Consider the following 23,331-nt stretch of genomic DNA (forward strand, 5'->3'; position numbering starts at 1 on the left):
GGGACTGGCCCGAAACAAACGTAGGAGCGGGTTTACCCGCGAAGCGCCGCGCGGGCGGCGCTCGATCTCACAGGCGCTGAAAATCTCCCGGCGAACACTACCAGGCGCTGAAAATCTCCCGGCAAACACCTACCAGGCGCTGAAAATCTCCCGGCGAACACCTACCAGGCGCTGAAATTCTCCCAGCGAACACCTACCAGGCGCTGAAAATCTCCCGCCAAACACCTACCCGCCAAAGCGCGAATTCCGCCCCTTGCCCTATACACACCGCGACACATTGTCGGCTTGACTTTGCCTCTACCCACCCAATTGCTGTAAAGTTGACGCCAAGGTCAGCTTTTCTCAAGCCAGGCCAAGAATCAAAAGAAAGGGCAGGCCCCAACTGCCCAGAGGATCAAGCATGTCCAACCGTGATATTTCCCGGCGCGCCTTCCTGCAAGGCGGCCTGATCGCTGGTGTCGGCGTGACCATGGCGCCACTTGGCAGCCAGGCCTTCGCCGCGTTGATGGAGGAGCGCGTCACCACCTCGCCACAGAAGTGGATGAACCACGACGGCAAGGCGCGTTTCCGTAACGATGCCTTGTCCAAGGTCTGCGGCGACAAAGTGTTCGCCCGCGACATCCGCGCCAAGGACATGCCCGGCTGGCCCGCGCAGCAAGGTCATGCGCTGCTGCTCAAGGCGACCAAGGTCGACCGGATTTATGCCGGCCATGACCTCAGCCTGCTCGGCACCGACCTGCAGCCGGACCGCATCGTCACCGCCGCCGACCTCGAGCAGGACGGCATTGCCTGGCCCGAGGCCCATTCGCCCGACCCGCTGCTGCCGCCCGGCAAGGTGCCGATGTTCATCGGCCACCCGGTGGCGATCCTGATCTGGCATGACTTCGAGCGCTTCCGCCAGGCCAAGCGCAAGCTGCAGTTCAATCAGCAGGCGATCCGTTACGGTGCCCAGGCGCCGCTGTACCAGCGCGACCCTTATGGCAGCTTCCGCTTCGTGCGGGTGGGTGGCGCCACGCCGTTCGACGACGATGAGTTCTCCAGCCTGAAGAACTCCATGCTGTTCCCCACCATTCTCAACCGCAAGCCGGTGTGGTCGAAGCAGCCCAACCAGCACGGCGACCTGACCGAGCAGGGGTTGTTCTACGCCAAGCGCATGGCCGAGCAGCTGGACAACCCGCCCGAGGACTGGCTGGTGTTCGACGAGCGCTACAAGACGCCATCCATCGAACCTGCCGCGCTGGAGCCGGATAACGGCAACGGCTGGTATGACCCGGCCACGGGCACGCTGCACTTCGTGGTCGCCACCCAGTGCCCGTTCGAAGTGGCGCAGGAATGCGTGCACATGATCAAACCGTCGCGCTTCGCCCTGAACACGCTGAACATGCACCCGGGCTATACCGTGGGCTATGGCTCAAAAGACAACAATATCTTCGTCTTCTATGCCGCGGTGGCTGCGCTGTACGGCGCCGGCGTGCCGATCCGCCTGGCCAACGACCGCTACGAGCAGTTCCAGAGCGGCATCAAGCGCCATGCCTTCGATATCCGCTACCAGTTGGCGGTGGACAAGAAGGACAACAGCTTCAAGATCTTCCGCGCCGACATGAGCTGCGACGGCGGTGGGCGCATCAACTACAGCCCGTCGGTGGCCGCAGTGGGCGCCACTGCTGCCCAGTCGATCTACTACATGCCACAGAACGACCTGTCGGTGACCGCCTACTATTCCCGTGGCGTCGAGGCCGGCTCCATGCGCGGTTACGGCACCCTGCAGAGCATGGCGGCCACCGAGATGATGGTGGATGAGATCGCCGGCCGCCTGGGGGTCGATGCCATCGACCTGCGCCGCGCCAACGCGCTGAAATCGGGCATGAAGAACACCCAGGGTGCGGTCCCGGCTGGCGCCCTGCGCCTGTACGAGATCCTCGACAAGGCCGCTGTGCACGAGTGGTGGCGCAACCGCGAGGCCCGCAAGCAACAGATGGACGCCAAGGACCCGGACCACTGGTACGGCGTCGGCTTCGCCATCTGCCAGAAGGACTTCGGCACAGGCTCCGAGGCGCCGATGGCCAGTGTCGAGTTCAGCGCCGATGGTCGCATCAGCCTGCGCCACATCGGCACCGAGCTGGGTACCGGCATGTCCACTTCCCAAGCACTGGTGGTCAGCGACTTCCTTGGCCGTTCGGCCGACGAGGTGAAGACCGCGGTCACCGAATGGCCGGAGCTGCAGCTGACCACCAGCGGCAACCCCTACCTGATCAGTCAGCCCGAACAGGACGCTGCGCTGCGCAATCCGCGCTGGGTCGGCAAGCTGGCGTCGCCGTCGTCGGCCACCAACTCGGCCTTCTACTTCAGCCATGCCACCCGCGAAGCGGCGCGTGTGCTGTTCAATCATGGGCTGTGGCCGGCGGCCATGGCGATCTGGAGCCAAGGCCCGTACGGCGGCCAGGCCAACCCGCTGGTGGTGCGCCGCGAAAATGCGGTGTGGGTCAACGGTGAGCTGACCGGCAACGGCCTGGCGCCGATTCCGTTTGCCCAGCTGGCGCAGAAGGCCCACGACATGGGGCTGGTCACTGGCGTGAGCGTGCACGGCTTCAACCGCTGGAGCTGGGCCGAGGCCGACTTTGTCATCGATGGCGTGCGCGAGCGCTTCCCGCTCGATGCCATGGCGGTGAAATACGGCGATGGTGCGGTGAATGCCAAGAAGGCGCAGATGGGCAGCCATGGCTATCACCTGCTCGACCGGCAGAATGCAGCCTACCCCGACACCCAGCTGAACAACGCCATGGTCACCTACTACAGCCCGGTGGCGACCATCGTCGAGGTCAAGGTCAACAAAGGCACCTTGGAGACGCAGGTGCTCAACCACCACAGTTGGGTCGAGTGTGGCCGGGTGCTGGTGCCGGAACTGGTCAAGGGCCAGCTCGAAGGCGGTATTGCCATGGGCATTGGCCATGCACTGACCGAAGAAATGCCGTTGTACGAGGGTGGGCCCGGGGAGGGCGACTGGAACTTCAACCGCTACCGCCTGCCGCATGCGCGCGATGTGGCGGTGTGGCAGCAGACCAGCGAAATCCTCCCGCCGCTGTCACCGACCGACCCCTCCAAGGGCATCGCCGAAGTGGTGATGATCCCGGTCGTCGGTGCCATCGGCAATGCCGTCGCGCATGCCATCGGCAAGCGCGTGCGCGATCTCCCCATCACCCCAGCCCGTATCAAGGAGGCCCTCAATGGCTAACCGTCCACTGCAACTGACGCTCAACGGTCAACCGGTCGGGCCGGTCGAGGTCCCTGCGGACCTGGCGATGATCGACTACCTGCACGAACACCAGAACCTCACCGGCTCGCGCCTGGGTTGCGGCCAAGGCATCTGCCACGCCTGCGTGGTGATCGTCGACAACCCCGACGGCACCAGCGAAGAAGTGCGCACCTGCATCACCGGTGCGCATTACTTCGAAGGCAAGAAGGTTCGCACCATCGAAGGCCATGCCAAAAAAGACGAGGCAGGCAACCTGACGCTCAACCCGATCCAGCAGAAGTTCGTCGACCTGTTCGCCTTCCAGTGCAGCTACTGCGCACCAGGCTTCGTCAACGCCGCAACCGTGCTGGTGGAAACGGCCCAGCGCCAGCCGCTGAAGAAGAGCGAAGTGGAAGACCGCATCGAGGCCAGCCTCGGTCACCACATCTGCCGCTGCACAGGCTACGTGCGTTACTACGATGCCACCCGCAAGGTGCTCAACGATCTCGGCCTGGTCAAGGAGGGTTGAACATGGGCTTCGTACGTAGCGCCTCGGCGTTGGCCCTCGGGCTGGCTGTCAGCTCGTTTGCCTTGGCGGCCGACGATGCGCAGGTCAAGCGCGGTGAATACCTGGCCCGCGCGGCCGACTGCATGGCCTGCCATACCGCCGAAGGCGGCGCGCCGTATGCGGGCGGCCTGCCGATCCATTCGCCGTTCGGCACCATTTATGGCAGTAATATCACCCCGGACAAACAGTACGGCATCGGCAACTACAGCGCCGACGAGTTCTTCGCCGCAGTCACCGAGGGCAAGCGCAAGGATGGCGCCAACCTTTATCCTGCGATGCCTTACACCTCGTACCACCTGATCAAGCGTGAAGACTCGGACGCGATCCTCGCCTACCTGATGACCATACCGCCGATCAACCGCCCGGCACCGCAGACCGCGTTGCGCTTCCCGTTCAATGTGCGCATGGGGCTCAGCGGCTGGAACATGCTGTATGGCAAGAGCGTGCAACTGCAGCCGACCGAGGGTAAAAGCCCGGCCTGGCAGCGCGGCCAGTACATGGTCGAGGTCATGGGCCATTGTGGCGAATGCCATACCCCGCGCAACCCGATCGGTGCGCTGCAGCAGGACCAGCGCCTGAGCGGCGGCCTGCTGGGTGGCTACCTGGCGCCAAGCCTGCTGGCCCAGGACCTGGCCGAGCGCGGCTGGACCCAGCCGGACCTGACCACCTTCCTCAAGCACGGCATCAGCGCCCAAGGCAGCATGTTCAACGAGATGTTCCCGGTGGTGCACCACAGCACCCAGCACCTGGAAGATGCAGACCTTGCGGCCATGGCCACCTACCTGCTGGGTGACCAGCCGCCGCCGGCCAAGGCTATCGAGGCCGTTGCCCTGGAGCAGATGAGCGACAGTGCCAAGCGGGGCCACCAGCAGTACCTGAACGTCTGCGCCGGCTGCCATGGTGTCGACGGCGAGGGCAAGCCGCACATCGCCGTGGCCATGCGCGGCAACACCGTGCTGCGTCAGGCCGACTCGCGCAATCTGGTCAAGGTGGTCCTCGAGGGCATCCGTGAACAGCAGTTCACCGGCTTCGAGCGCATGCAGCCGATGCCGGGCTTTGCCGACAAGCTTGATGACCAACAGGTGACAGATATGGTCAACTACCTGCGCCAGGCCTGGGGTGGATTGCCCGGCGACCTGAACGTACAGCAGCTCGCCGAGCTGAAGGCGGAGTAAAGCGTGCAGCATCTCGATCTACAGGTGATCCGTCAGGCTTTGCAGTGGTCCTGCAACGGCCAGCGGGTATGGTTGTGCACGGTGCTCGCCACCTACGGCTCGGCGCCGCGTGCGCCGGGTTCGCTGCTGGCGGTGAACGCCAGCGGCCAGTGGCTCGGCTCGCTGTCCGGTGGCTGTGTCGAAGACGACTTTCTCGAACGCGTGGCCCTGGGGGAATTCCCGGAGCCGGTTGCCATCGTGCGTTATGGCGACGGCAGCGACCCGCGTTCGCGCGTTCGCCTGCCGTGTGGCGGTGTGCTTGAAGTACTGGTGGAGAACCTGCCGGTTGAATGCGAGGTGCAGGCGCATCTGCGTGAGCTGGAACGTGCGCTGCTGGGCCAGCGCCGGGTACTACGTGAGGTGAGCCTGCCAACGGGTACCCGCCAGCTGCTCGATGACCATAGTCAGGGGCCACGGGTGGAACGGGAAAATGCCCGGGTGCGCTTGCGTGTCGGCGCCGCCCAGCGGCTGCTGCTGGCCGGTTATTCCAGCGTGGCGCATTTTTGCGTCGAATTCGGCAGGGGGCTGGGTTTTGAGGTCATCCTTTGCGAGCCGCGTGACGAAGTACTCGACGGCGTAGTGCTGAATGGCATAGAGGTGCGCCGCGAGCTGCCGTCGGAATTCATCGCCAATGGCGGTTGCCATGCCGACACGGCAGTAGTGGCATTGACCCATGATCCAAAAATCGATGACCTGGCCATGCTTGAAGCCGTGCGGACCGAAGCGTTCTACATCGGCGTGATGGGCTCCAAGGCCACCTCCGACAAGCGTCGCGAACGCTTGCAGCGAATTGGTGGCCTGGGTTGCGACGAGCTGGCGCGCATCCATGCGCCGATTGGCCTGAACCTGGGCAGCAAGACCCCGGCCGAGATCGCCCTGGCGGTACTGGCCGATATCCTTCGTGTGCGCAATGGCATCGAGCGGGCGGCGCTGTGAGCGTGGTTGCGTTGGTATTGGCGGCAGGCAGCAGTGTGCGCTTCGGCTCCGACAAGCGCCGTTCACTGCTGGCTGACGGTCGAAGCTTGCTGGTGCACAGCGTAGAGAGCGCCTGCGCAGTGTTCGATGATGTGCGGGTGGTGTTGCGTGAAGGGGAGCGAGGTGTGGACCTGGGGTTGCCAGCGCGGTGCAGGGTGGTCTCCAGTCCGGATTTCACATTGGGCATGGGCCATAGCCTGGCGGCCGGGGCCGCTTCGCTGGCTGACAGCGAGGCGCAGGCAGTAGCGATTCTGTTGGGTGATATGCCCTGGGTGGCGTCCGCGACCCTGAATTTGCTTGCACGCGAGGCCAGTGGGTCAACGATAGTCCTGCCTTGTCATGCTGGACGACAGGGCCATCCGGTGCTGTTCGGGCGTGATTTCTGGCCGGCGCTTGCCCGGCTGAAGGGTGATGAAGGGGCGCGTTCGGTGCTGAAGGCCCATGCGGACCGTTGCGTCCGGCTGGATGTCGAGGATGCCGGCGTGCTGCAGGATGTCGATAGGCCGGACGCGGTGCGCCCTTGAATGCGTTCGTCAAAGACTATTCATCTTCTTCGCCAGTGAGTTCATAGGGTTCGAGTTCGCCCAGTTGGGAAAGCAGCACCAGATGCTCCACTGCCTTCAGCTTTTCAAGACGCTCAAGGCTGTCTGGGCCTCCCAGCATCAAGGCGGGGACAAAGCCATACATTTCGTCTGAGCCCAGGGTGCCGAGCCGTTCCCTGGCAGGTTCGAACAGGTCGTCGAAGTAGACGCACTCGGTCATCAGCCACATGAGCAAACCGTGGATCCTGCTGTCCCGTTCTTCGTCGCCTGAGCTGTGAGCGCCATCGAGGTAACGGGAATGGTAGGCCGCAATGGTCAGCACCGAACCGGTTTTCTCACCCCATAGGTACAGGTCGCCAAAAGCGCTGCGGGCGATGAGGTGATAAGTGTCGCATGCTTCGAAGTGGGTACCGGCCAACCAAGAGGCCACTACACCCTGGTATTCCTGAGGATTTACCAGCCAGAACAAGCCGCCGCCGTAGCCGCACCAGCCGTGGTCTTGCCAGTATTCAAGGAGGCGATTGGGGAGTTTGCCTTGGTAATGATCGACAGCGGCAGGGGGTACGGGTTGCTGGCCGATGGGGTCGCCGAAGGTTTCCAGGAAAATGCTGAAGATGACATCCATTCGTTTAAATCCTTTTGTGTGCTCAGAAGTCAGAGAAGCTGTAGGGTTCGAGTTCGGTGATTTGAGACAGCAAAATTAAATGCTCTATTGTTTTAATTTTTTCCAGGTTTTTGAGGTCGGGTCGCCCTCCCAGCATCAATGCAGGAACAAAGGCATACATCTCATCTTCTTTCAAGATGCCCAGCTTTTTCTTCGCGGGCTCAAAAAGGCTTTCAAAGTCGTTGTGTTCTTTTTTTCTTGATAGAAAGAAGCTTTGGACCTCTCTGGTTGCTTCAGTTTCAGTGAGTGTGCAGTTTTCACCTGTGTAACGGGACAGAAGACTTGTGATTTTTACTGAAAAGCCACTGTTCTCTCCCCAAAGATACAGGTCGCCGAAAGCGCTTCTGGCAATCAAGTGGTAAGTGTCCCGGTTTTCAAGGAGGGTGCCCTCGGTCCAGGATGAGACGACGCCCTCATACTCCTGTGGATTAACCAGCCAGAATATACCTTCGCCAAAACCACACCATCCATGCTCTTTCCAGTATGCAAGTAACAACTCTGGAAGTTTTCCGTTATAGCGATCAATGCTGGAGGGGGGCACCTCTCGACGCGAAAAAGGCGCGCCTATATTGTCAAGGAATATGGAGAATACCTCATCCATTTGCGATGCCTCTTGTCGTTAGCACTTATGAAGTCTTACATTCATGTAAGTCGAGTGGGTGCCGAATTTCGGCGATTTTTCCGCAGCCTCTTTTATGCTGGCTAGTCTGTTTCGCCATTGAGCACCAATGCTGGAGTTGACGTGCCTGTCGCCAAAGTCTGAGATCATGTCTCTGCCACCCGCGCTTAAGTCGGGATTGTGTAGCGCGGCCAAGGTGGCCATCGTCTCTTTCGCCTTTATGGTCGACAGTCTAGTTGCTTCTGCTGGGCTCATTTCGGCGAGCAGCTCCTTGTTGATTCTTTTTTCCAACCGGTCTTGTAGATCCCTGCGTGCAGCGCGTGCGACCGCAGGGTCACGCTTTACAGGATTGGCAACGTTCTCCAAAAACTCCTCAACCGTCAGCCGATTCAACCCATCCTGTTGTCCCTTTAACTGCCGCTCAAACTCGCCATGCTTCGACGCTGGCAATTTATCCGCCTTGAAACACGCCACCGTATGCAACGGCATGCTACCGGGCTTCCCTGTGGGGTGCTCCTTGTCTTTTCCCGCCTGCCGATTCGGCTGAACTGGCTGCGGATCATCCATCGCCCCAGCCGCGCGCCTTTGCGGCTGGCCGCCATCTCCTGGGCCAGCACTCGGGCATCGCCGCGCCCGCGGGTGAGGTACGACACGATCGCCCCCAACAACAGCACCACGACTTCCACATGGCCTTGGGCAATCTGATGCGTGGCCCGGGATATCGCATAGGGGTCGTCCCGGCAGAACGGGCCGGTGCCTTCATTGCCGCAGGTGCCTTCCCAGGCGAAGCGGATGCCATCGACGTAGTACTCGCCGATCCGCGGCAAGCCGTCGATGAAGAACTCGGCAATGGAGGCCAGCCCCAGCGCACCGAGGATCCAGCCGCTGACCTTGAGGCCCATGGCCGCGCCCGCGCCGGCAAACGGAATGGTTCCGGCGCCGCCGGCGAATGCGCCTACCGTCGCGCCAAGCAGGCCACCGGTAATGGTGCTGCCGGCGACGATCATCGCCATCTGCTGCACGACCCTCAGCAGTTCGTCGATGATGCTGTTGATGTCGAGGTCGGCGAAGCGCTGGCGTAGCATGTGCGCCGCCTGCCATTCAGCGTGGTAGAAGGCTGTGCGGACAGCTTCGATCCGGCGCAGGTTGAGGCCCAGTGAGGCGAGCTCTTCATTGAGGCTGGTGCGGAACTGGCCACCGCTTTGATAGCCCACCATGGCGATGACACGTGACTCGATCTCGTGCCAGGAGTGCACGAGGTAATCCAGGTACATGAGGTGTCTCCCTGACAACGTGTGCAGGGGGAAATCCCATCATGGATTCGGATCAGAGGTTTCTGGGTCGGTTGTAGGAAAAGGCGACTTCGTTTCTGTTGTGTTCGAGAAGCTCGGGAGTTGGGGTTGAGGCTGCGATGGGCAGGGTGGCGACCCGCGCGGCGCTCGATCTCCCCCCAACCCACCCCAAAAGGTCCATAATCCCCCCTTAATCCGCCCAAGGTGCAATACCAGCCACACCACTCCGGGAGCCCCACCATGCACGTTCTGCTCTGCGAGGACGACGACCTGATCGCCGCCGGCATCTGCGCCGGCCTCACCGCTCAGGGCTTGACCGTGGACCGGGTTGGCAACGCCGCCGCTGCGCGGGCGATGCTGCAGGCCGCGCAGTTCGACGTGATGATCCTCGACCTCGGCCTGCCCGACGAAGACGGCCTCAAGCTGCTGCGCCGCCTGCGCGAGAAAGGCGAGACCCTGCCGGTACTGGTGCTCACTGCCCGGGATGCCGTCACCGATCGTGTCGATGGCCTGCAGGCCGGTGCCGACGATTACCTGCTCAAGCCCTTCGATCTGCGTGAGCTTGCCGCACGCCTGCATACTTTGCTGCGGCGGGTGGCCGGGCGGGCGGTGAACGTGATCGAGCACGGCCCGCTGCGCTATGACCCGAGTAGCTGCGAGGCGACCCTGGCCGGCCAGCATGTCGACCTGTCCCGCCGTGAGCAGGCCCTGCTCCAGGCACTGCTGCAGAACCCCGGGCGCGTGCTGTCCAGCGAGCAACTGAAAGACTGCGTGTATGGTTTCAGCGACGAAGTCGAGAGCAACGCCCTGAATGTGCACATCCACCACCTGCGTCGCAAGCTGGGTAACGGCATTGTCGAGACCGTGCGTGGCCTGGGCTACCGGCTGGGCCCGGCGCAGGCACCGCAAGAGGCCGCATCATGAGCCTGCGGGTACGCCTGAGCCTGATCCTCGGCAGTGCCTTCGTGATCATCTGGGCACTGGCCGCCGCGTGGATGCTGCGAGACCTGCGCCAGCAAATGATGTTCTCCCTCGACCAGCGGCTGGTGGCGTCGGCGCGTATGGTCGCCGGGCTGATCGACCAACTGCCGCAGCCGCTGACCGCCAAGGGCGGGGAGGCGCATTTTTCTGCCGACCAGTTCAGCGTACCGGATGGCATGGCCTGCCAGGTCAGCTCGCTGCGTGGCGAGATCCTCGCCAGCAACCACAAGCACGATGGCGCCATGGACGACGAGCGCAGCGGGTTTCGTGACCAGACCATCGACGATGCGCTTTGGCGCACCTTTACCTACAACCACGGCGATGTGCGCATCACCACGGCTGACCGGCACATGGAGCGCGAGGCGCTGAACCAGTCGATTCTGCTGGCGGCATCGGCGCCGGTACTGATGGCCCTGCTCGGCAGCCTGGGGCTGTTGTGGATCGGCCTTGGCAAGGGCCTGGAGCCGCTCAACCGCATGCGCGATGCGTTGCGCCGCAGGCGTGCGGACAGTGTCGAGCCGCTGCAGGTGGCGGGCATGCCCAGCGAGTTGCAGCCGTTGCTGGAGACCCAGAACCAGCTGTTCCTGCGCATTGCCCAGACCCTCGAGCGTGAGCGGCGCCTGACCGACGATGCCGCGCATGAACTGCGCAGCCCGCTGACCGCGATCAAGACCCACCTGCAGGTGGCGCGCATGACCGACGGTGCGGTGCGCGAGCAGGCGCTGGTGCATGCCGAGCAGGGCACCGACCGCATGCACCGCACGCTTGAGCAGTTGCTGATGCTGGCGCGGGTGGAAGGCAGCCTGTCGTTCGAGGATGGCGTGCAGTGCAGCGCCGAGCAGGTGGCCCGTCAGGCGGTGCAGGATGCCGGCGGCGGCGACAACCGGCGTATCGTGTTGCGTTTGCCAGAGGAGGCGACGCAAATTTACCTGGGGATGCCGGCTCCATTGGCGGTGGCAGCGCTGCGCAACCTGCTGGACAACGCCTTGCGTCATGGCGGCGATGAAGCTGTAGAGCTGGAGGTGCAGATGGCGGACGGCCAGGTGGGCTTCATGGTGCGTGACCATGGGCCAGGTATTGCTGAAGCGGACCTGGAGCACCTGACCGAGCGCTTCTGGCGCAATGGGCAGAGTGGTGGTTGCGGTTTGGGGCTGGCGATTGTGCAGGCGATCGTGCAGCGGTGTGCCGGTAGCCTGCGCTTTGACAGCCGTAGTGACGGCTTGCGGGTTTTGTTGCAGGTACCGGCGCGTCCTGGGCATTGATGTTTATCGTCTGTGCTGGCCTCTTCGCGGGTGAACCCGGTCCTACGGGCGGTGCGGTCTGTGGGGGCGGGTTTGCCTGTGCTGGCCTCTTCGCGGGTGAACCCGCTCCTACGGGCGGGTGGCGGTCTTTGGGGGTGGGTTTGCCTGTGCTGGCCTCTTCGCGGGTGAACCCGCTCCTACGCGGGCGGTGTGGTTGTTGTAGGAGCGGGTTTACCCGCGAAAGGGCCGGCACAGACAAAAATAAAATCGCGTAACAACCGCTAAATCCTCCCCCCACTCAAGCGTTTCCAAAGCGATAACCGCCCATCCGCTTGCTCGCGAGGATTTACCCATGTCCACCGCTTCCAGCCTTGCTCGGGTTGTACCGGCCAGCGTGCCGCAACCCTTGTACGAATTCACCGATTCGCCTTTGCTGCAACGCCAGCAACAGCAGGAATCCAACGCCCGCAGCTACCCGCGGCGTATCCCGCTGGCGCTCAGGCGCGCCCGTGGCATCCACGTCGAAGACGTCGAAGGCCGCCAGTTCATCGACTGCCTGGCCGGTGCCGGCACCCTGGCATTGGGCCACAACCACCCGGTGGTGGTCGAGGCGATCCAGCGGGTGCTGGCTGACGAGTTGCCGCTGCACACCTTGGACCTGACCACCCCGGTCAAGGACCGCTTCGTCCAGGACCTGTTCGGCATCCTGCCCGAGGCGCTGCGTCGCGAGGCCAAGGTGCAGTTCTGTGGCCCGACCGGCACTGATGCAGTCGAGGCTGCGCTCAAGCTGGTGCGCACCGCCACCGGCCGCAGCACCGTGCTGGCCTTCCAGGGCGCCTACCATGGCATGAGCCAAGGCGCGCTGAGCCTGATGGGCAGCCATGGGCCGAAACAGCCACTGGGGGCCTTGCTCGGCAACGGCGTGCAGTTCATGCCTTACCCGTACGACTACCGCTGCCCGTTCGGCTTGGGCGGCGAAGCCGGGGTCAAGGCCAACCTGCATTATCTGGAAAACCTGCTGCTCGATCCGGAAAGCGGCGTGCCGCTGCCGGCGGCGGTGATCCTTGAGGTGGTGCAGGGCGAGGGTGGTGTGATCCCGGCCGATATCGAATGGCTCAGGGGTGTGCGCCGTATCACCGAGCAGGCCGGTGTGGCGCTGATCATCGACGAGATCCAGAGCGGCTTTGCCCGCACCGGGCGCATGTTCGCCTTCGAACATGCCGGCATCGTCCCGGACGTGGTCACGCTGTCCAAGGCCATTGGCGGCAGCCTGCCGTTGGCGGTGGTGGTGTACCGCGACTGGCTGGATACCTGGAAGCCGGGCGCACATGCTGGCACTTTCCGTGGCAACCAGATGGCCATGGCCGCGGGTTCGGCGGTGATCAATTACTTGGTCGAGCATCGCCTGGCCGAACATGCCGAGGCTATGGGGCTGCGCTTGCGCAAGCACCTGCTGCAGTTGCAGCAGGACTATCCGCAGTTGGGTGACATTCGCGGGCGTGGGCTGATGCTCGGGGTGGAACTGGTCGACCCACAAGGCCAGCCTGATGCGCTGGGCCACCCGCCGGCTAACCGCGACCTGGCGCCTAAGGTGCAGCGCGAGTGCCTCAAGCGCGGCCTGATCCTGGAGTTGGGTGGGCGACATGGGGCGGTGGTGCGTTTCCTGCCGCCGTTGATTATCAGTGGCGAGCAGATCGACGAGGTGGCGCAGCGGTTTGCCGAGGCGTTGATCGCGGCAGTCTGAACCATTGCCGGGGGCGCAAAGCGCCCCCAGGCTATCTCAAGTCAATCAAAGGTCCGCCCGGCCCGCCAATAACCCATCAGGGTCAGGCACTCTCGTTGCAGCCCGCGCTCCTTGATCAGATACCGGCGAATATCCATTACCGTCGCCGATTCCCCCGCGACCCAGGCATGGAACGCACTGCTGGTGCTACTGGCCTGTTCCCACAAGATCCGTGTGTCGATGTCCACTTCTTCCAGCTTCGCCCGTGGTGCGGCAGGCTCCTGTGGCAGGCTGGCCAGCTCGCGCACGGCATGCTGCATGGCCTGGCCATGCGCGCAGCCCAGCAGCTCGCGCGGCAGCCAATGTAGTTCGGTGGCATCGCCATGGCGCAGATCCAGGCAATCAGCTTCCAACGGCACCTCGATGAACGCCTGCACCGCAAGCTCGGGCAGGGTCTCTGCCAGTTGCTCAAGGATGCCGGCAATCGCCGGAAGTGCCGTTTCGTCACCCACCAGCAGTACGTTGCGCACCCCCTGGGGTGGCTTCCATTCATAACCGCCGGGGTCGCCGGCATAGGCCAGGTTGGGCGCGACCATCTGCAGGCGGTCACCCACCTGGGCATGGCTGGCCCAAGCCGAAGCAGGGCCGTTGACGCCATGCAGCACGAAATCTACATCGACTTCCAGTGCTTCCCGACGCAGCGCGCGGATGGTGTAGGTACGCATGGGTGGGCGCTGTGCTGGCGGCAATGCGCTGTGCGCAGTTTTCCAGTGGGCATCGGCGGGAAGTACAGGCAGCGAACCATCTGGGGCGGGAAAGAACAGCTTGACCCGTTGGTCGGGGGCCAGGGTGGCCATCTGGGCCACATCCGGGCCGGTGAACACCAGGCGTGCAAGTGATGGGGAAAGGGTGATGCGTTGCTTGAGCTGTAGGTCGAACAGGCGGTAGGCGCTGGCAGCCGGGCTGTGGCTGCCGACCAGGCGGCGCAGGCCTTGCTGGAGTGCCTGGGTGATGCGGGCGGGGCTGGACATGCGAAGGTCCTCTTGCAGGGCGGCTTTCTCGGTAAACGAGCCGCCGCGACGGCAAATTAACGCCTCGCTGTTGGCTTGTCAGCCACGCCCGAGATTGACCCAGAAATTCACCGACAACGATGAGTGAGATAAATCGAATGGCTGGCCGTGGAATGTGGTGTGTCTGCAACTGCCGTCAGGGGCGCGGTGGCATTAATTTTTTTCAGGTTGTATCCGTTTCGTAGGGATAGCCGGGCCCCGCCCGATACCTCACTCGTACGGAAGCAATCTGATGAATGCCGAAAAGTCCCTGCTACTGGCCCGCCGTTTCATTGAACTGCCGCAGGAGAAACGCGGCGTGTTCCTCGAGACCCTGGCCAGGGAGGGCATCGACTTTTCCCAGTTCCCCATTCCGGCCGGGGTCCAGGCGCCGGACCGCCAAGGGTTATCCTATGCCCAGCAGCGCATGTGGGTACTTTGGCAGATGGACCCCCAGGGCGGCGCCTACAACCTGCCAGGCGCGGTACGTCTGACCGGGCAACTGGACGAGTCCGCGCTGGAGCAGGCGTTCTCCAGCCTGCTGGCGCGTCACCAGAGCCTGACCACAGTATTCGAGGTCCAGCCTGACGACAGTCTGCTCCAGGTCCATCGCCCGGTCGGCGAGGCCTTGATCGAGCGTGTCGACCTGCGTCAGTGGGATGAGGCCGAGTGCGAAGCGAAGGTGCGTGCAGAAGCCGAGGCCGAGTCATTGCGTCCATTCGACCTGGCGCAAGGGCTGCTGCTGCGCGTGCGTCTGCTGCGCCTGGCCGAGCAGGAACATGTGCTGCTGTTGACCCTGCATCACATTGTTTCCGACGGTTGGTCGATGAACGTGCTGATCGACGAGTTCAGCCGCTGCTACGACGCCTTCGCCGCTGGCCATGCGCCGCAACTGCCGGACCTGCCGATCCAGTACGTCGACTATGCCCTATGGCAGCGCCGCTGGCTGGAAGCCGGCGAACTGGCACGGCAGCTGGCGTACTGGCAGGCGCAGTTGGGCGATGAGCAGCCCGTGCTCGAGCTGCCCTTGGATAATGCCCGTCCGGCGACCCCGAGCTTCAGCGGCGAGCGCCGCTCGTTCGCGGTCGATGCGGCCTTGGCCGAGCGGCTGCGCGGCTTCGCCCGCCAGCATAACCTCACGCCGTTCATGGTCATGCTTGGCGCGTTCGGCTTGCTCCTGCAACGCTATACCGGCCAGCCCGACCTGCGTATCGGCAGCCCGGTGGCCAACCGCAACCGCGCCGAAGTCGAAGGGCTGATCGGTTTGTTCGTCAACACCCAGGTGTTGCGTGTGCGGCCGGACGCGCACCTCGATGTGCTGGCCTACCTGCAAGGCATCAAGCAGGTCGTACTCGGTGCCCAGGCGCATCAGGACCTGCCGTTCGAACGCCTGGTCGAGGCGCTCAAGGTCGAGCGCAGCCTGAGCCATGCGCCGCTGTTCCAGGTGATGTACAACCACCAGCCGCAAGTCGCCGACCTGGCCACCGTGACCCTGGCCTCGGGGCTGCAACTGTCGCCCCTGGCATGGCGCAGCCGCACCACCCAGTTCGACCTGAGCCTGGACACCTACGAGCAGGGTGGCACCCTGCACGCCGCCTTCACCTACGCCAGCGACCTGTTCCAGGCCGCCACCATCGAACGCATGGCGACACACTGGCAGGCCCTGCTGCAGGCCCTGGTCAGCCAGCCGCACAGCGCGCTGTGGCAGCTGCCGATGCTCGATGACGCCAGCCGTCGCACAGTGCTGGAGGATTGGAACGCCACCGCCCGCGATTATCCGCTCGGGCGCGGCGTGCACCAGCTGTTCGAGGATCAGGTGCGCCACGCGCCAGACGCCCCGGCGCTGGTGTTCGGTGATACCGCGCTCAGCTATGCGCAGCTCGATGCCCGCGCCAACCGCCTGGCTCACTTCCTGCGTGTGCAAGGCGCCGGAGCCGACAGCCTGGTGGGTATCAGCGTGCTGCGCAGCGTAGAAATGGTCGTCGGGCTGATGGCGATCCTCAAGGCCGGTGCGGCATACGTGCCGCTGGATCCGGAATACCCCGAGGAGCGCCTGGCCTACATGATCGAGGACAGCGGCATTCGCCTGCTGCTGACCCAGCAGGCGCTGCAGGGCAGCCTGCCGGTGCCCGGTGACGTGCAGTGCATCGCCCTGGACCAACTGACGCTGGACGACCAGCCAGACAGCCCGCCCCAGGTGGCGAACGACCCACGGCAGCTGGCCTATGTCATCTATACCTCCGGCTCCACCGGCCGGCCGAAAGGCGCCGGCAACAGCCATGAAGCCCTGGCCAACCGCCTGCACTGGATGCAGGAAGCCTATGGCCTGGGCGCCGGTGACACGGTGCTGCAGAAGACCCCGTTCAGCTTCGACGTCTCGGTCTGGGAGTTCTTCTGGCCGCTGATGACCGGTGCTCGGCTGGCCGTGGCCGCACCCGGTGACCACCGGGATCCGACGCGCCTGATCGAGACCATTCGTCGCCATCAGGTCAGCACCCTGCATTTCGTGCCCTCGATGCTCCAGGCCTTCATCCACGAGCCCGGTGTCGAGACCTGCGACAGCCTGCGCCGCATCGTCTGCAGCGGCGAGGCATTGCCGGTGGACGCGCAGCTGCAGGTGTTCGGCAAGCTACCGGCGGCGGCGCTGTACAACCTCTACGGCCCCACCGAGGCGGCTATCGACGTCACGCACTGGACCTGCATCGACGAAGGCCGCGACAGCGTGCCCATCGGCCAGCCCATCGCCAACATCCGCACCTATGTGCTCGATGCTGGCCTCGAGCCGGTGGCGCCGGGCGTTGCCGGCGAACTCTATCTGGGTGGCATTGGCCTGGCCCGTGGTTACCACCGGCGTCCGGGGTTGACCGCCGAGCGCTTCGTTGCCGACCCCTTCGTTGCCGGACAGCGTCTGTACCGTACCGGCGACCGGGTTCGCCAGCGTGTGGATGGCGTGATCGAGTACTTGGGGCGTTTCGATCATCAAGTGAAAATCCGTGGCCTGCGCATCGAACTGGGCGAGATCGAGGCGCGCCTGGCCCAGCATGCCTGGGTGCGCGAGGCCGTGGTGTTGGCGCTGGACGGCAAGCAACTGGTGGCCTACCTGGTGCTCGACGAAACGCCAGACGGCTGGCAGCAAGGGCTCAAGGACTGGCTGCTGCAGGCACTACCGGAATTCATGGTGCCCAGCCACCTGATGCCGCTGGAGCACTTCCCGCTGACCCCCAACGGCAAGCTTGACCGCAAGGCCCTGCCGCAACCGGATGCCGCTCCGCGCGGCGCCTACGTGGCGCCGCAAACCGATGTGCAGCGTACCCTGGCGCAGGTCTGGAGCGAGGTGCTGGGCGTGGCCGAGGTCGGTCTGGACGACAACTTCTTCGAGCTGGGCGGCGATTCGATCATCGCCATCCAGGTGGTTGGCCGCGCTCGACGCCAGGGCCTGCAGTTCAGCCCGCGCGACCTGTTCCAGTTCCAGACCGTGCGCGGCCTGGCCGGCGCGGTCGGACGCCAGCCATCGTTGACGGTTGAGCAGGCGCCGGCCACCGGCGAGGTGGCGCTTAGCCCTGTGCAGCGACATTTCTTCGAACAGGCCATTGCGGTCCGCCAGCACTGGAATCAATCATTGCTGCTCGGCGCCCGGCAACCGTTGCAGGCCCAGGCGCTGGTCGATGCCTTGGGCGATGTGGTCAACCACCATGACGCCCTGCGGCTGCGCTTCGAGCCCGCCGCCGAAGGCTGGCGGCAGCACTATGGCGCGCCGGTCCCGCAGGTCGAGCTGTGGCAGCGCCAGGCTGCGGATGCCCAGGCGCTGACGACGCTCTGCGACGATGCCCAGCGCAGCCTCGACCTGGGCAGTGGACCGCTGTTGCGCGCCATGCTGGTCGACTTGCCGCAAGGCGAGCAGCGCCTGTTGCTGGTCATCCACCACCTGGTGGTCGACGGCGTGTCCTGGCGTATTCTCCTGGAGGACCTGGAGCAGGCTTATGCCCAGCGCCTGGCCGGGCAGCCGCTGTCGCTGGCGCCGCGCACCAGCAGCTACCAGGCCTGGTCTGCGCAACTGCACGAGCAGGTGCCGGCGTTCCTCGGACAATTGCCCTACTGGCAAGCGCAGCGCGGCGATGGCGCACTGCCGTGCGACAGGCCGGACGCGCCGGTGAGCAACCGCCATGGGGCCAAACTGGCGTCGCGTCTGTCCCGCGAGCGCACCCGTCAGTTGCTGCAGGTCGCGCCCGCAGCCTATCGCACCCAGGTCAACGACCTGCTGCTGACCGCCCTGGCACGTGTCATCTGCCAATGGAGCGGCAGCCAGGCGGCGCTGGTGCAGCTGGAGGGGCATGGCCGCGAAGAGCTGTTCGACGGCATCGACCTGACCCGCAGCGTCGGCTGGTTCACCAGCCTCTATCCACTGCGCCTGGCCCCACGCGCCGATCATGGCGACTCGATCAAGGCCATCAAGGAACAGCTGCGCGCGGTGCCGGACAAAGGCATGGGCTACGGCGTACTGCGTTACCTGGGTGACGCCTCGGTGCGCGAGGCCCTGGCGACGCTCGACGCGCCGCGCATCACCTTCAACTATCTGGGCCAGTTCGACAGCCAGTTCGATGCCCAGGCCTTGCTGGCGCCGGCCACCGAGCGCGGTGGTGACGGCCAGGACCCGGACGCGCCGCTGGCCAACTGGCTGACCCTGGAAGGACAGGTCTACAACGGCGAGCTGTCGCTGCAATGGGGCTTCAGCCTGGCGATGTTCGACACCGACACGATCCAGGCGCTGGCCACGGCCTATGACCAGGAGCTGGAGGCGCTCATCGAGCACTGCCTGGGCGTGCCTGTCGGGCAACCGTCGCCGTCGGACTTCCCGTTGGCGCGCATTACTCAGGCGCAACTGGATGCATTGCCGGTGCCCGGCCACGAGATCGAAGACCTCTACCCGTTGTCGCCCATGCAGCAGGGCATGTTCTTCCACTCGCTGTATGAAACCCAGGGCGGCGCCTACATCAACCAGTTGCGCCTGGATATCGGCGGCCTGGACCTGGAACGCTTCGGCGAGGCCTGGCAGGCGGCCCTGGCGCGCCACGAGATCCTGCGCAGCAGCATTCACTGGCAGGGCCTGGACAGTGCCCACCAGATCGTCCAGCGTCAGTTGCCACTGCCGCTGCGCATCGTCGACGAACCTGCGGCAGACCTCGATGCACTGGCTCGGGCCGAGCACGAGGCGGGTTTCGACCTGTCCCGCGCACCCTTGTTCAGGCTGCTGCTGGTGCGTACCGGGGCCGACGACTGGCACCTGGTCTACACCTGCCATCACATCCTCCTGGATGGCTGGAGCAATGCCCAGCTACTGGCCCAGGTGATCCAGCACTACGTCGGCGAGCGCACGTCAGCGCCGGCCGGCCGTTTCCATGATTACCTGGCGTGGCTGCAACGCCAGGACGCCAGTGCCGGCGAGCGTTTCTGGAAAGCCCGTCTCGGCGCCTTGCAGGCGCCGACGCTGCTCGCCCAGGCCCTGCGTCGCCCCGCCGACGCGCAAGGCGAGGGTGAGTACCTCGCCCGCCTCGACGCCGCGCAGACCGCCGAACTGGAGCGCTTTGCCCGTCAGCACAAGGTGACCTTGAACACGCTGTTCCAGGCGGCCTGGGGCCTGTTGCTACAGCGCCTGACCGGGCAAGCCTGCGTGGCCTTCGGCGCCACGGTGTCCGGACGCTCGGCGCCATTGCCGGGCATCGACGACCAGCTCGGGTTGTTCATCAATACCTTGCCGGTGCTGATCGATGCCGCGCCTGATCGCCAGGTGGCCGGTTACCTGGCCGACGTGCAGGACTTCAACCTGGGCCTGCGTGAATTCGAGCATGTGCCGCTGTATGCCATCCAGGGGTGGGCTGGCCAGCAGGGCGCGGCGCTGTTCGACAGCCTGCTGGTGTTCGAGAACTTCCCGGTGGCCGAGGCGCTGCGCCAGGGCGCGCCTGCCGGCCTGCGTTTCGGCGCGGTGAGCAATCACGAGCGCACCCACTACCCGCTGACCATCGGCATCGAGCTCGGTGATGGGGTGAGCCTGGCGTTCGGCTACGACCCTGCGCTGTTCGCGGCAGAGCAGGTGGGTCAGCTGTGCGCCGGGCTACGTCAGGTGCTGGCGCAGATGGTCGCCACGCCGGCGGCGCCGGTAGGCGCGCTGGGCCTGCTCGACGATCAGGGGCAGGCCGAGGTGCTTGGCTTCAGCCAAGGCCGCGCACTGGCGTTGCCGAGCCAGGAACTGGTTCACCAGCGTATCGCGGCACAGGCCGCGCGCCAGCCACAGGCCTTGGCCTTGCAATGTGGCGAGCTGCGCCTGAGCTATGGCCAGCTCGATGGCCAGGCCAATCGCCTGGCGCATGCACTGATCGCCGAGGGTGTACGCCCTGGCCAGCGTGTCGGCCTGGCCCTGCGCCGTGGCCCGCAGCTGATCGTCAGCCTGCTTGCCGTGCTCAAGAGCGGCGCGACCTATGTGCCGCTGGATCCGCAGTATCCGCATGAGCGGCTGGCCTACATGATCGAGGACAGCCGTCTGGACCTGTTGTTGTGCGACGACGGCCTGCTGGTCGAGTTGGCGCTGCCGGCGGGGCTGCGCCGCCTGGAGCTGGGGATGTTGGGCGAGCAGGTCGCGCAGTGTGGCGACCACGACCCGGATGTGCAGGTCGCCGCCGAGCAGCTCGCCTATGTCATCTACACCTCCGGTTCCACCGGGCGCCCGAAGGGGGTGGCGATCAGTCATGCGGCACTGCGCGAGTTCAGCTACAGCGCCACCGGCTACTCCCGCCTTGAGCGCGACGACCGGGTGCTGCAGTTCGCCACTTTCAGTTTCGACGGCTTCGTCGAGCAGTGCTATCCGCCACTGTGCGTCGGCGCCGCGCTGATCATGCGTGGCGAGGAACTGTGGGACGCCGATCAGCTGGCGCGGTTGATTGTCGAGCAGGGCGTGACCCTGGCCGACCTGCCGGCCGCCTACTGGCACATGCTGGCCAAGACTTGCGCGGCGCGGCCAGGCCACGGCCTGGGCAAGCTGCGTCAGGTGCACGTGGGCGGCGAGGCCATGTCGGTGGAAGGGTTGCGCCTGTGGCATGCGGCGGGGCTGGGCGGGATCAGCCTGGTCAACACCTATGGCCCGACCGAGGCGACGGTGGTCTCCAGCGTGCATGACTGCCGCCTCGAAGATGCGCAGGACGCGTATGGCGTGCCGATCGGCCAAGCCATCGCCGGCCGCTCGCTGTATGTGCTGGACAGTGCCGGCCAACTGTTGCCCAGCGATGGCGTCGGCGAGCTGTGCATCGGTGCGCCGAACTGCCTGGCGCAGCAATACTTCGACCGCCCGGGGTTGACCGCCGAGCGTTTCCTGCCGGATCCCTTCGCCGAACAGCCTGGCGCACGCCTGTACCGTAGCGGCGACCTGGCGCGTTATACCCAGGCCGGGGTACTGGAGTACGTAGGGCGTATCGATCATCAGGTGAAGATTCGCGGCATGCGTATCGAGATGGGCGAGATCGAGGCCTGCCTGCAAGGGCTGGCGTCGGTGCGCGAGGCGGCGGTGCTGGCCCTCGCCGGGCCGACCGGGCCCCAACTGGTGGCCTACCTGGTCGCTGCTCAGGCCACGCCGTCCGTTGACTGGCTACAGGGCGTACGGGCTGCCTTGGGCCAGGCGCTGCCTGACTACATGATCCCCGCCCACCTGCTGGTGCTGGAACGGCTGCCGTTGAACAACAACGGCAAGCTCGACCGCGCGGCCTTGCCGGCGCCGGACTTCAGTGCCGCCCAGCAGGTCTACGAAGCGCCGCGCACGCCGTTGCAAGCACAACTGGCGACGATCTGGGCGCAGGCCTTGCAGGTCGAGCGCGTCGGCCTTGCCGACAGTTTCTTCAGCCTTGGTGGCCACTCGTTGCTGGCGACCGAGGTCATCGCGCGCATTCGCCAAGGGCTCGGGCTCGAAGTGCCCCTGCGGCAGTTGTTCGAGCAGCCGACCCTGGGGGCCTTCGCCGACCGTTGCGCCGAGCTGGGCCAGGGGGCGGCAGCGGCGATTGCGGTATTGCCGCGCACGCCTGCGATGGCCGTGTCCTATGCCCAGGAGCGCCAGTGGTTCCTCTGGCGGCTGGACCCACAGAGCGCCGCCTACAACGTTCCGGCGGCGTTGCGTGTGCGGGGGCCGCTCGAGTTGTCGGCGTTGCAGTCGGCATTCGACCGGGTCATCGCCCGTCACGAACCATTGCGCACCACCTTCGATGACACCACGGGGATACTGCGACAGCATATTCATCCGCACCTGGCGCTGCCAATCGTGATCGAGCACCCAGGCGAGCTGGACGATGCGGCGCTGGCGGCTTGGGTCGATGCCCAGGTGCGGGCGCCATTCGACCTGGTGCGAGGGCCGTTGCTGCGGGTCAAGTTGCTGGCCATGGGCGAGCAGGATCATGTGCTGGTTATCGTCCAGCATCATATCGTTTCCGACGGCGCCTCCCTGGAGGTGTTGGTCGAAGAGCTGCTGCAGGGCTACCACGGCGAACACAGTGCGCCGTTGCCTGTGCAGTACGCCGACTACGCGGCCTGGCAGCGCCAGTGGTTAGACGGTGGCGAGCGTGCGCGCCAGCTCGATTACTGGATGGCGCAGCTGGGCGGTGAGCAGGTCGTGCTCGAGCTGCCGTTCGACCGGCCACGCCCGGCTCAACGGCGCCTGCGTGGTGCCCGCCTGGACTTCCCGCTCGAGGCTGAACTGAGCCATGGCCTGCAACAGCTGGCCAAGACTCAGGATGCTTCCTTGTTCATGTTGCTGCTGGCAGCGTTCCAGGCCTTGCTGCACCGCTACAGCGGCCAGGCCGACATCCGCGTCGGCATACCGGTGGCCAACCGCACTCGGGCTGAAACCGAGCGGCTGATCGGTTTCTTCGTCAATACCCAGGTGATGCGTGCCCAGGTCGATGGCGGGCAGGGCTTTGACGTCCTGTTGCGCCAGACCCGGCAGGCGGCGCTGCAGGCCCAGGCCCACCAGGACCTGCCGTTCGAGCAACTGGTCGAGGCCCTGGCACCGGAACGCAATCTTAGCCACAGCCCCGTGTTCCAGGTGCTGTTCAACCACCAGTACGCTGCGCGCGCCGAGCGGAACTGGGGTGACCTGCGTGTCGAGCCGCTGCATTGGGACAGTGCCACGGCGCAGTTCGACCTGGTGCTGGATACCAGCGAGACAGCGCAGGGGCTGATGGTTTCCCTGGCGTACGA

12 protein-coding genes and 1 pseudogene are annotated in these 23,331 nt (G+C 64.8%); 9 read left to right on the forward strand and 4 right to left on the reverse strand.

The window, feature by feature from the left end:
- Nucleotides 1–400 precede the first annotated feature (400 nt).
- Genes N5D53_RS25425 through N5D53_RS25445 form a run of 5 tightly spaced genes read left to right on the forward strand, consistent with a single transcriptional unit; the run spans nucleotide 401 to nucleotide 6,513 of the window.
- Nucleotides 401–3,232 carry a xanthine dehydrogenase family protein molybdopterin-binding subunit gene (locus N5D53_RS25425; RefSeq protein WP_274140646.1) on the forward strand — a complete coding sequence of 944 codons (2,832 nt, stop codon included), beginning with the start codon at nucleotides 401–403 and terminating at the stop codon, nucleotides 3,230–3,232.
- On the forward strand, nucleotides 3,225–3,761 hold the full coding sequence (locus tag N5D53_RS25430) for a (2Fe-2S)-binding protein (RefSeq protein WP_003254265.1): 537 nt from the start codon (nucleotides 3,225–3,227) through the stop codon (nucleotides 3,759–3,761). The genes N5D53_RS25425 and N5D53_RS25430 overlap by 8 nt, the downstream gene beginning before the upstream one ends.
- 2 nt (nucleotides 3,762–3,763) lie before the next feature.
- Nucleotides 3,764–4,975 carry a cytochrome c gene (locus tag N5D53_RS25435; protein ID WP_003254263.1) on the forward strand — a complete coding sequence of 404 codons (1,212 nt, stop codon included), beginning with the start codon at nucleotides 3,764–3,766 and terminating at the stop codon, nucleotides 4,973–4,975.
- A 3-nt stretch (nucleotides 4,976–4,978) separates the two neighbouring features.
- Nucleotides 4,979–5,950, forward strand: a complete 972-nt coding sequence (locus tag N5D53_RS25440; RefSeq protein WP_279841018.1) for an XdhC family protein — start codon at nucleotides 4,979–4,981, stop codon at nucleotides 5,948–5,950.
- Nucleotides 5,947–6,513, forward strand: a complete 567-nt coding sequence (locus N5D53_RS25445) for a nucleotidyltransferase family protein (protein ID WP_104961098.1) — start codon at nucleotides 5,947–5,949, stop codon at nucleotides 6,511–6,513. Before N5D53_RS25440 ends, N5D53_RS25445 begins: the two co-directional genes overlap by 4 nt.
- A gap of 16 nt (nucleotides 6,514–6,529) precedes the next feature.
- On the opposite strand, the gene N5D53_RS25450 is transcribed toward N5D53_RS25445, so the two are convergent.
- The 3 genes and pseudogenes from N5D53_RS25450 to N5D53_RS25460 form a co-directional block, all read right to left on the reverse strand.
- A complete protein-coding gene (locus tag N5D53_RS25450) occupies nucleotides 6,530–7,156 on the reverse strand; it encodes a GAD-like domain-containing protein (RefSeq protein WP_104961099.1) in 627 nt (208 codons plus the stop codon).
- A gap of 22 nt (nucleotides 7,157–7,178) precedes the next feature.
- The gene (locus N5D53_RS25455) at nucleotides 7,179–7,796 is read right to left on the reverse strand and encodes a GAD-like domain-containing protein (RefSeq protein WP_104961100.1); all 618 of its coding nucleotides are present in this window, start codon (nucleotides 7,794–7,796) and stop codon (nucleotides 7,179–7,181) included.
- A gap of 18 nt (nucleotides 7,797–7,814) precedes the next feature.
- Nucleotides 7,815–9,088, reverse strand: a pseudogene (locus N5D53_RS25460) (DUF6861 domain-containing protein).
- Nucleotides 9,089–9,346: 258 nt separating this feature from the next.
- Between N5D53_RS25460 and N5D53_RS25465 the strand changes: the two are divergent.
- From N5D53_RS25465 to N5D53_RS25475, 3 genes are all read left to right on the forward strand, one after another.
- Nucleotides 9,347–10,030, forward strand: coding sequence for a response regulator transcription factor (locus N5D53_RS25465; RefSeq protein WP_004576176.1), 684 nt, complete (start codon nucleotides 9,347–9,349; stop codon nucleotides 10,028–10,030).
- The gene (locus tag N5D53_RS25470) at nucleotides 10,027–11,349 is read left to right on the forward strand and encodes an ATP-binding protein (protein ID WP_190869592.1); all 1,323 of its coding nucleotides are present in this window, start codon (nucleotides 10,027–10,029) and stop codon (nucleotides 11,347–11,349) included. Before N5D53_RS25465 ends, N5D53_RS25470 begins: the two co-directional genes overlap by 4 nt.
- Nucleotides 11,350–11,680: 331 nt before the next feature.
- Nucleotides 11,681–13,072 (forward strand): aspartate aminotransferase family protein, encoded by a 1,392-nt coding sequence (locus N5D53_RS25475; RefSeq protein ID WP_266025031.1) that lies wholly within the window; start codon nucleotides 11,681–11,683, stop codon nucleotides 13,070–13,072.
- A 41-nt stretch (nucleotides 13,073–13,113) separates the two neighbouring features.
- Here the strand turns inward: N5D53_RS25475 and N5D53_RS25480 are convergent, their stop codons facing one another.
- Entirely contained in the window at nucleotides 13,114–14,082 is a 969-nt protein-coding gene (locus N5D53_RS25480; protein WP_104961104.1) for a siderophore-interacting protein, read from the reverse strand.
- A gap of 271 nt (nucleotides 14,083–14,353) precedes the next feature.
- On the opposite strand from N5D53_RS25480, the gene N5D53_RS25485 reads away from it, so the two are divergent.
- Nucleotides 14,354–23,331, forward strand: an 8,978-nt coding sequence (locus tag N5D53_RS25485; protein ID WP_279841019.1) for a non-ribosomal peptide synthetase, incomplete at its 3' end; no start/stop codon positions are given.

Origin of the sequence: Pseudomonas sp. GD03862, from assembly GCF_029840855.1 — a bacterium.
In the GTDB taxonomy this organism is placed as follows: Bacteria; Pseudomonadota; Gammaproteobacteria; order Pseudomonadales; family Pseudomonadaceae; genus Aquipseudomonas; species Aquipseudomonas alloputida.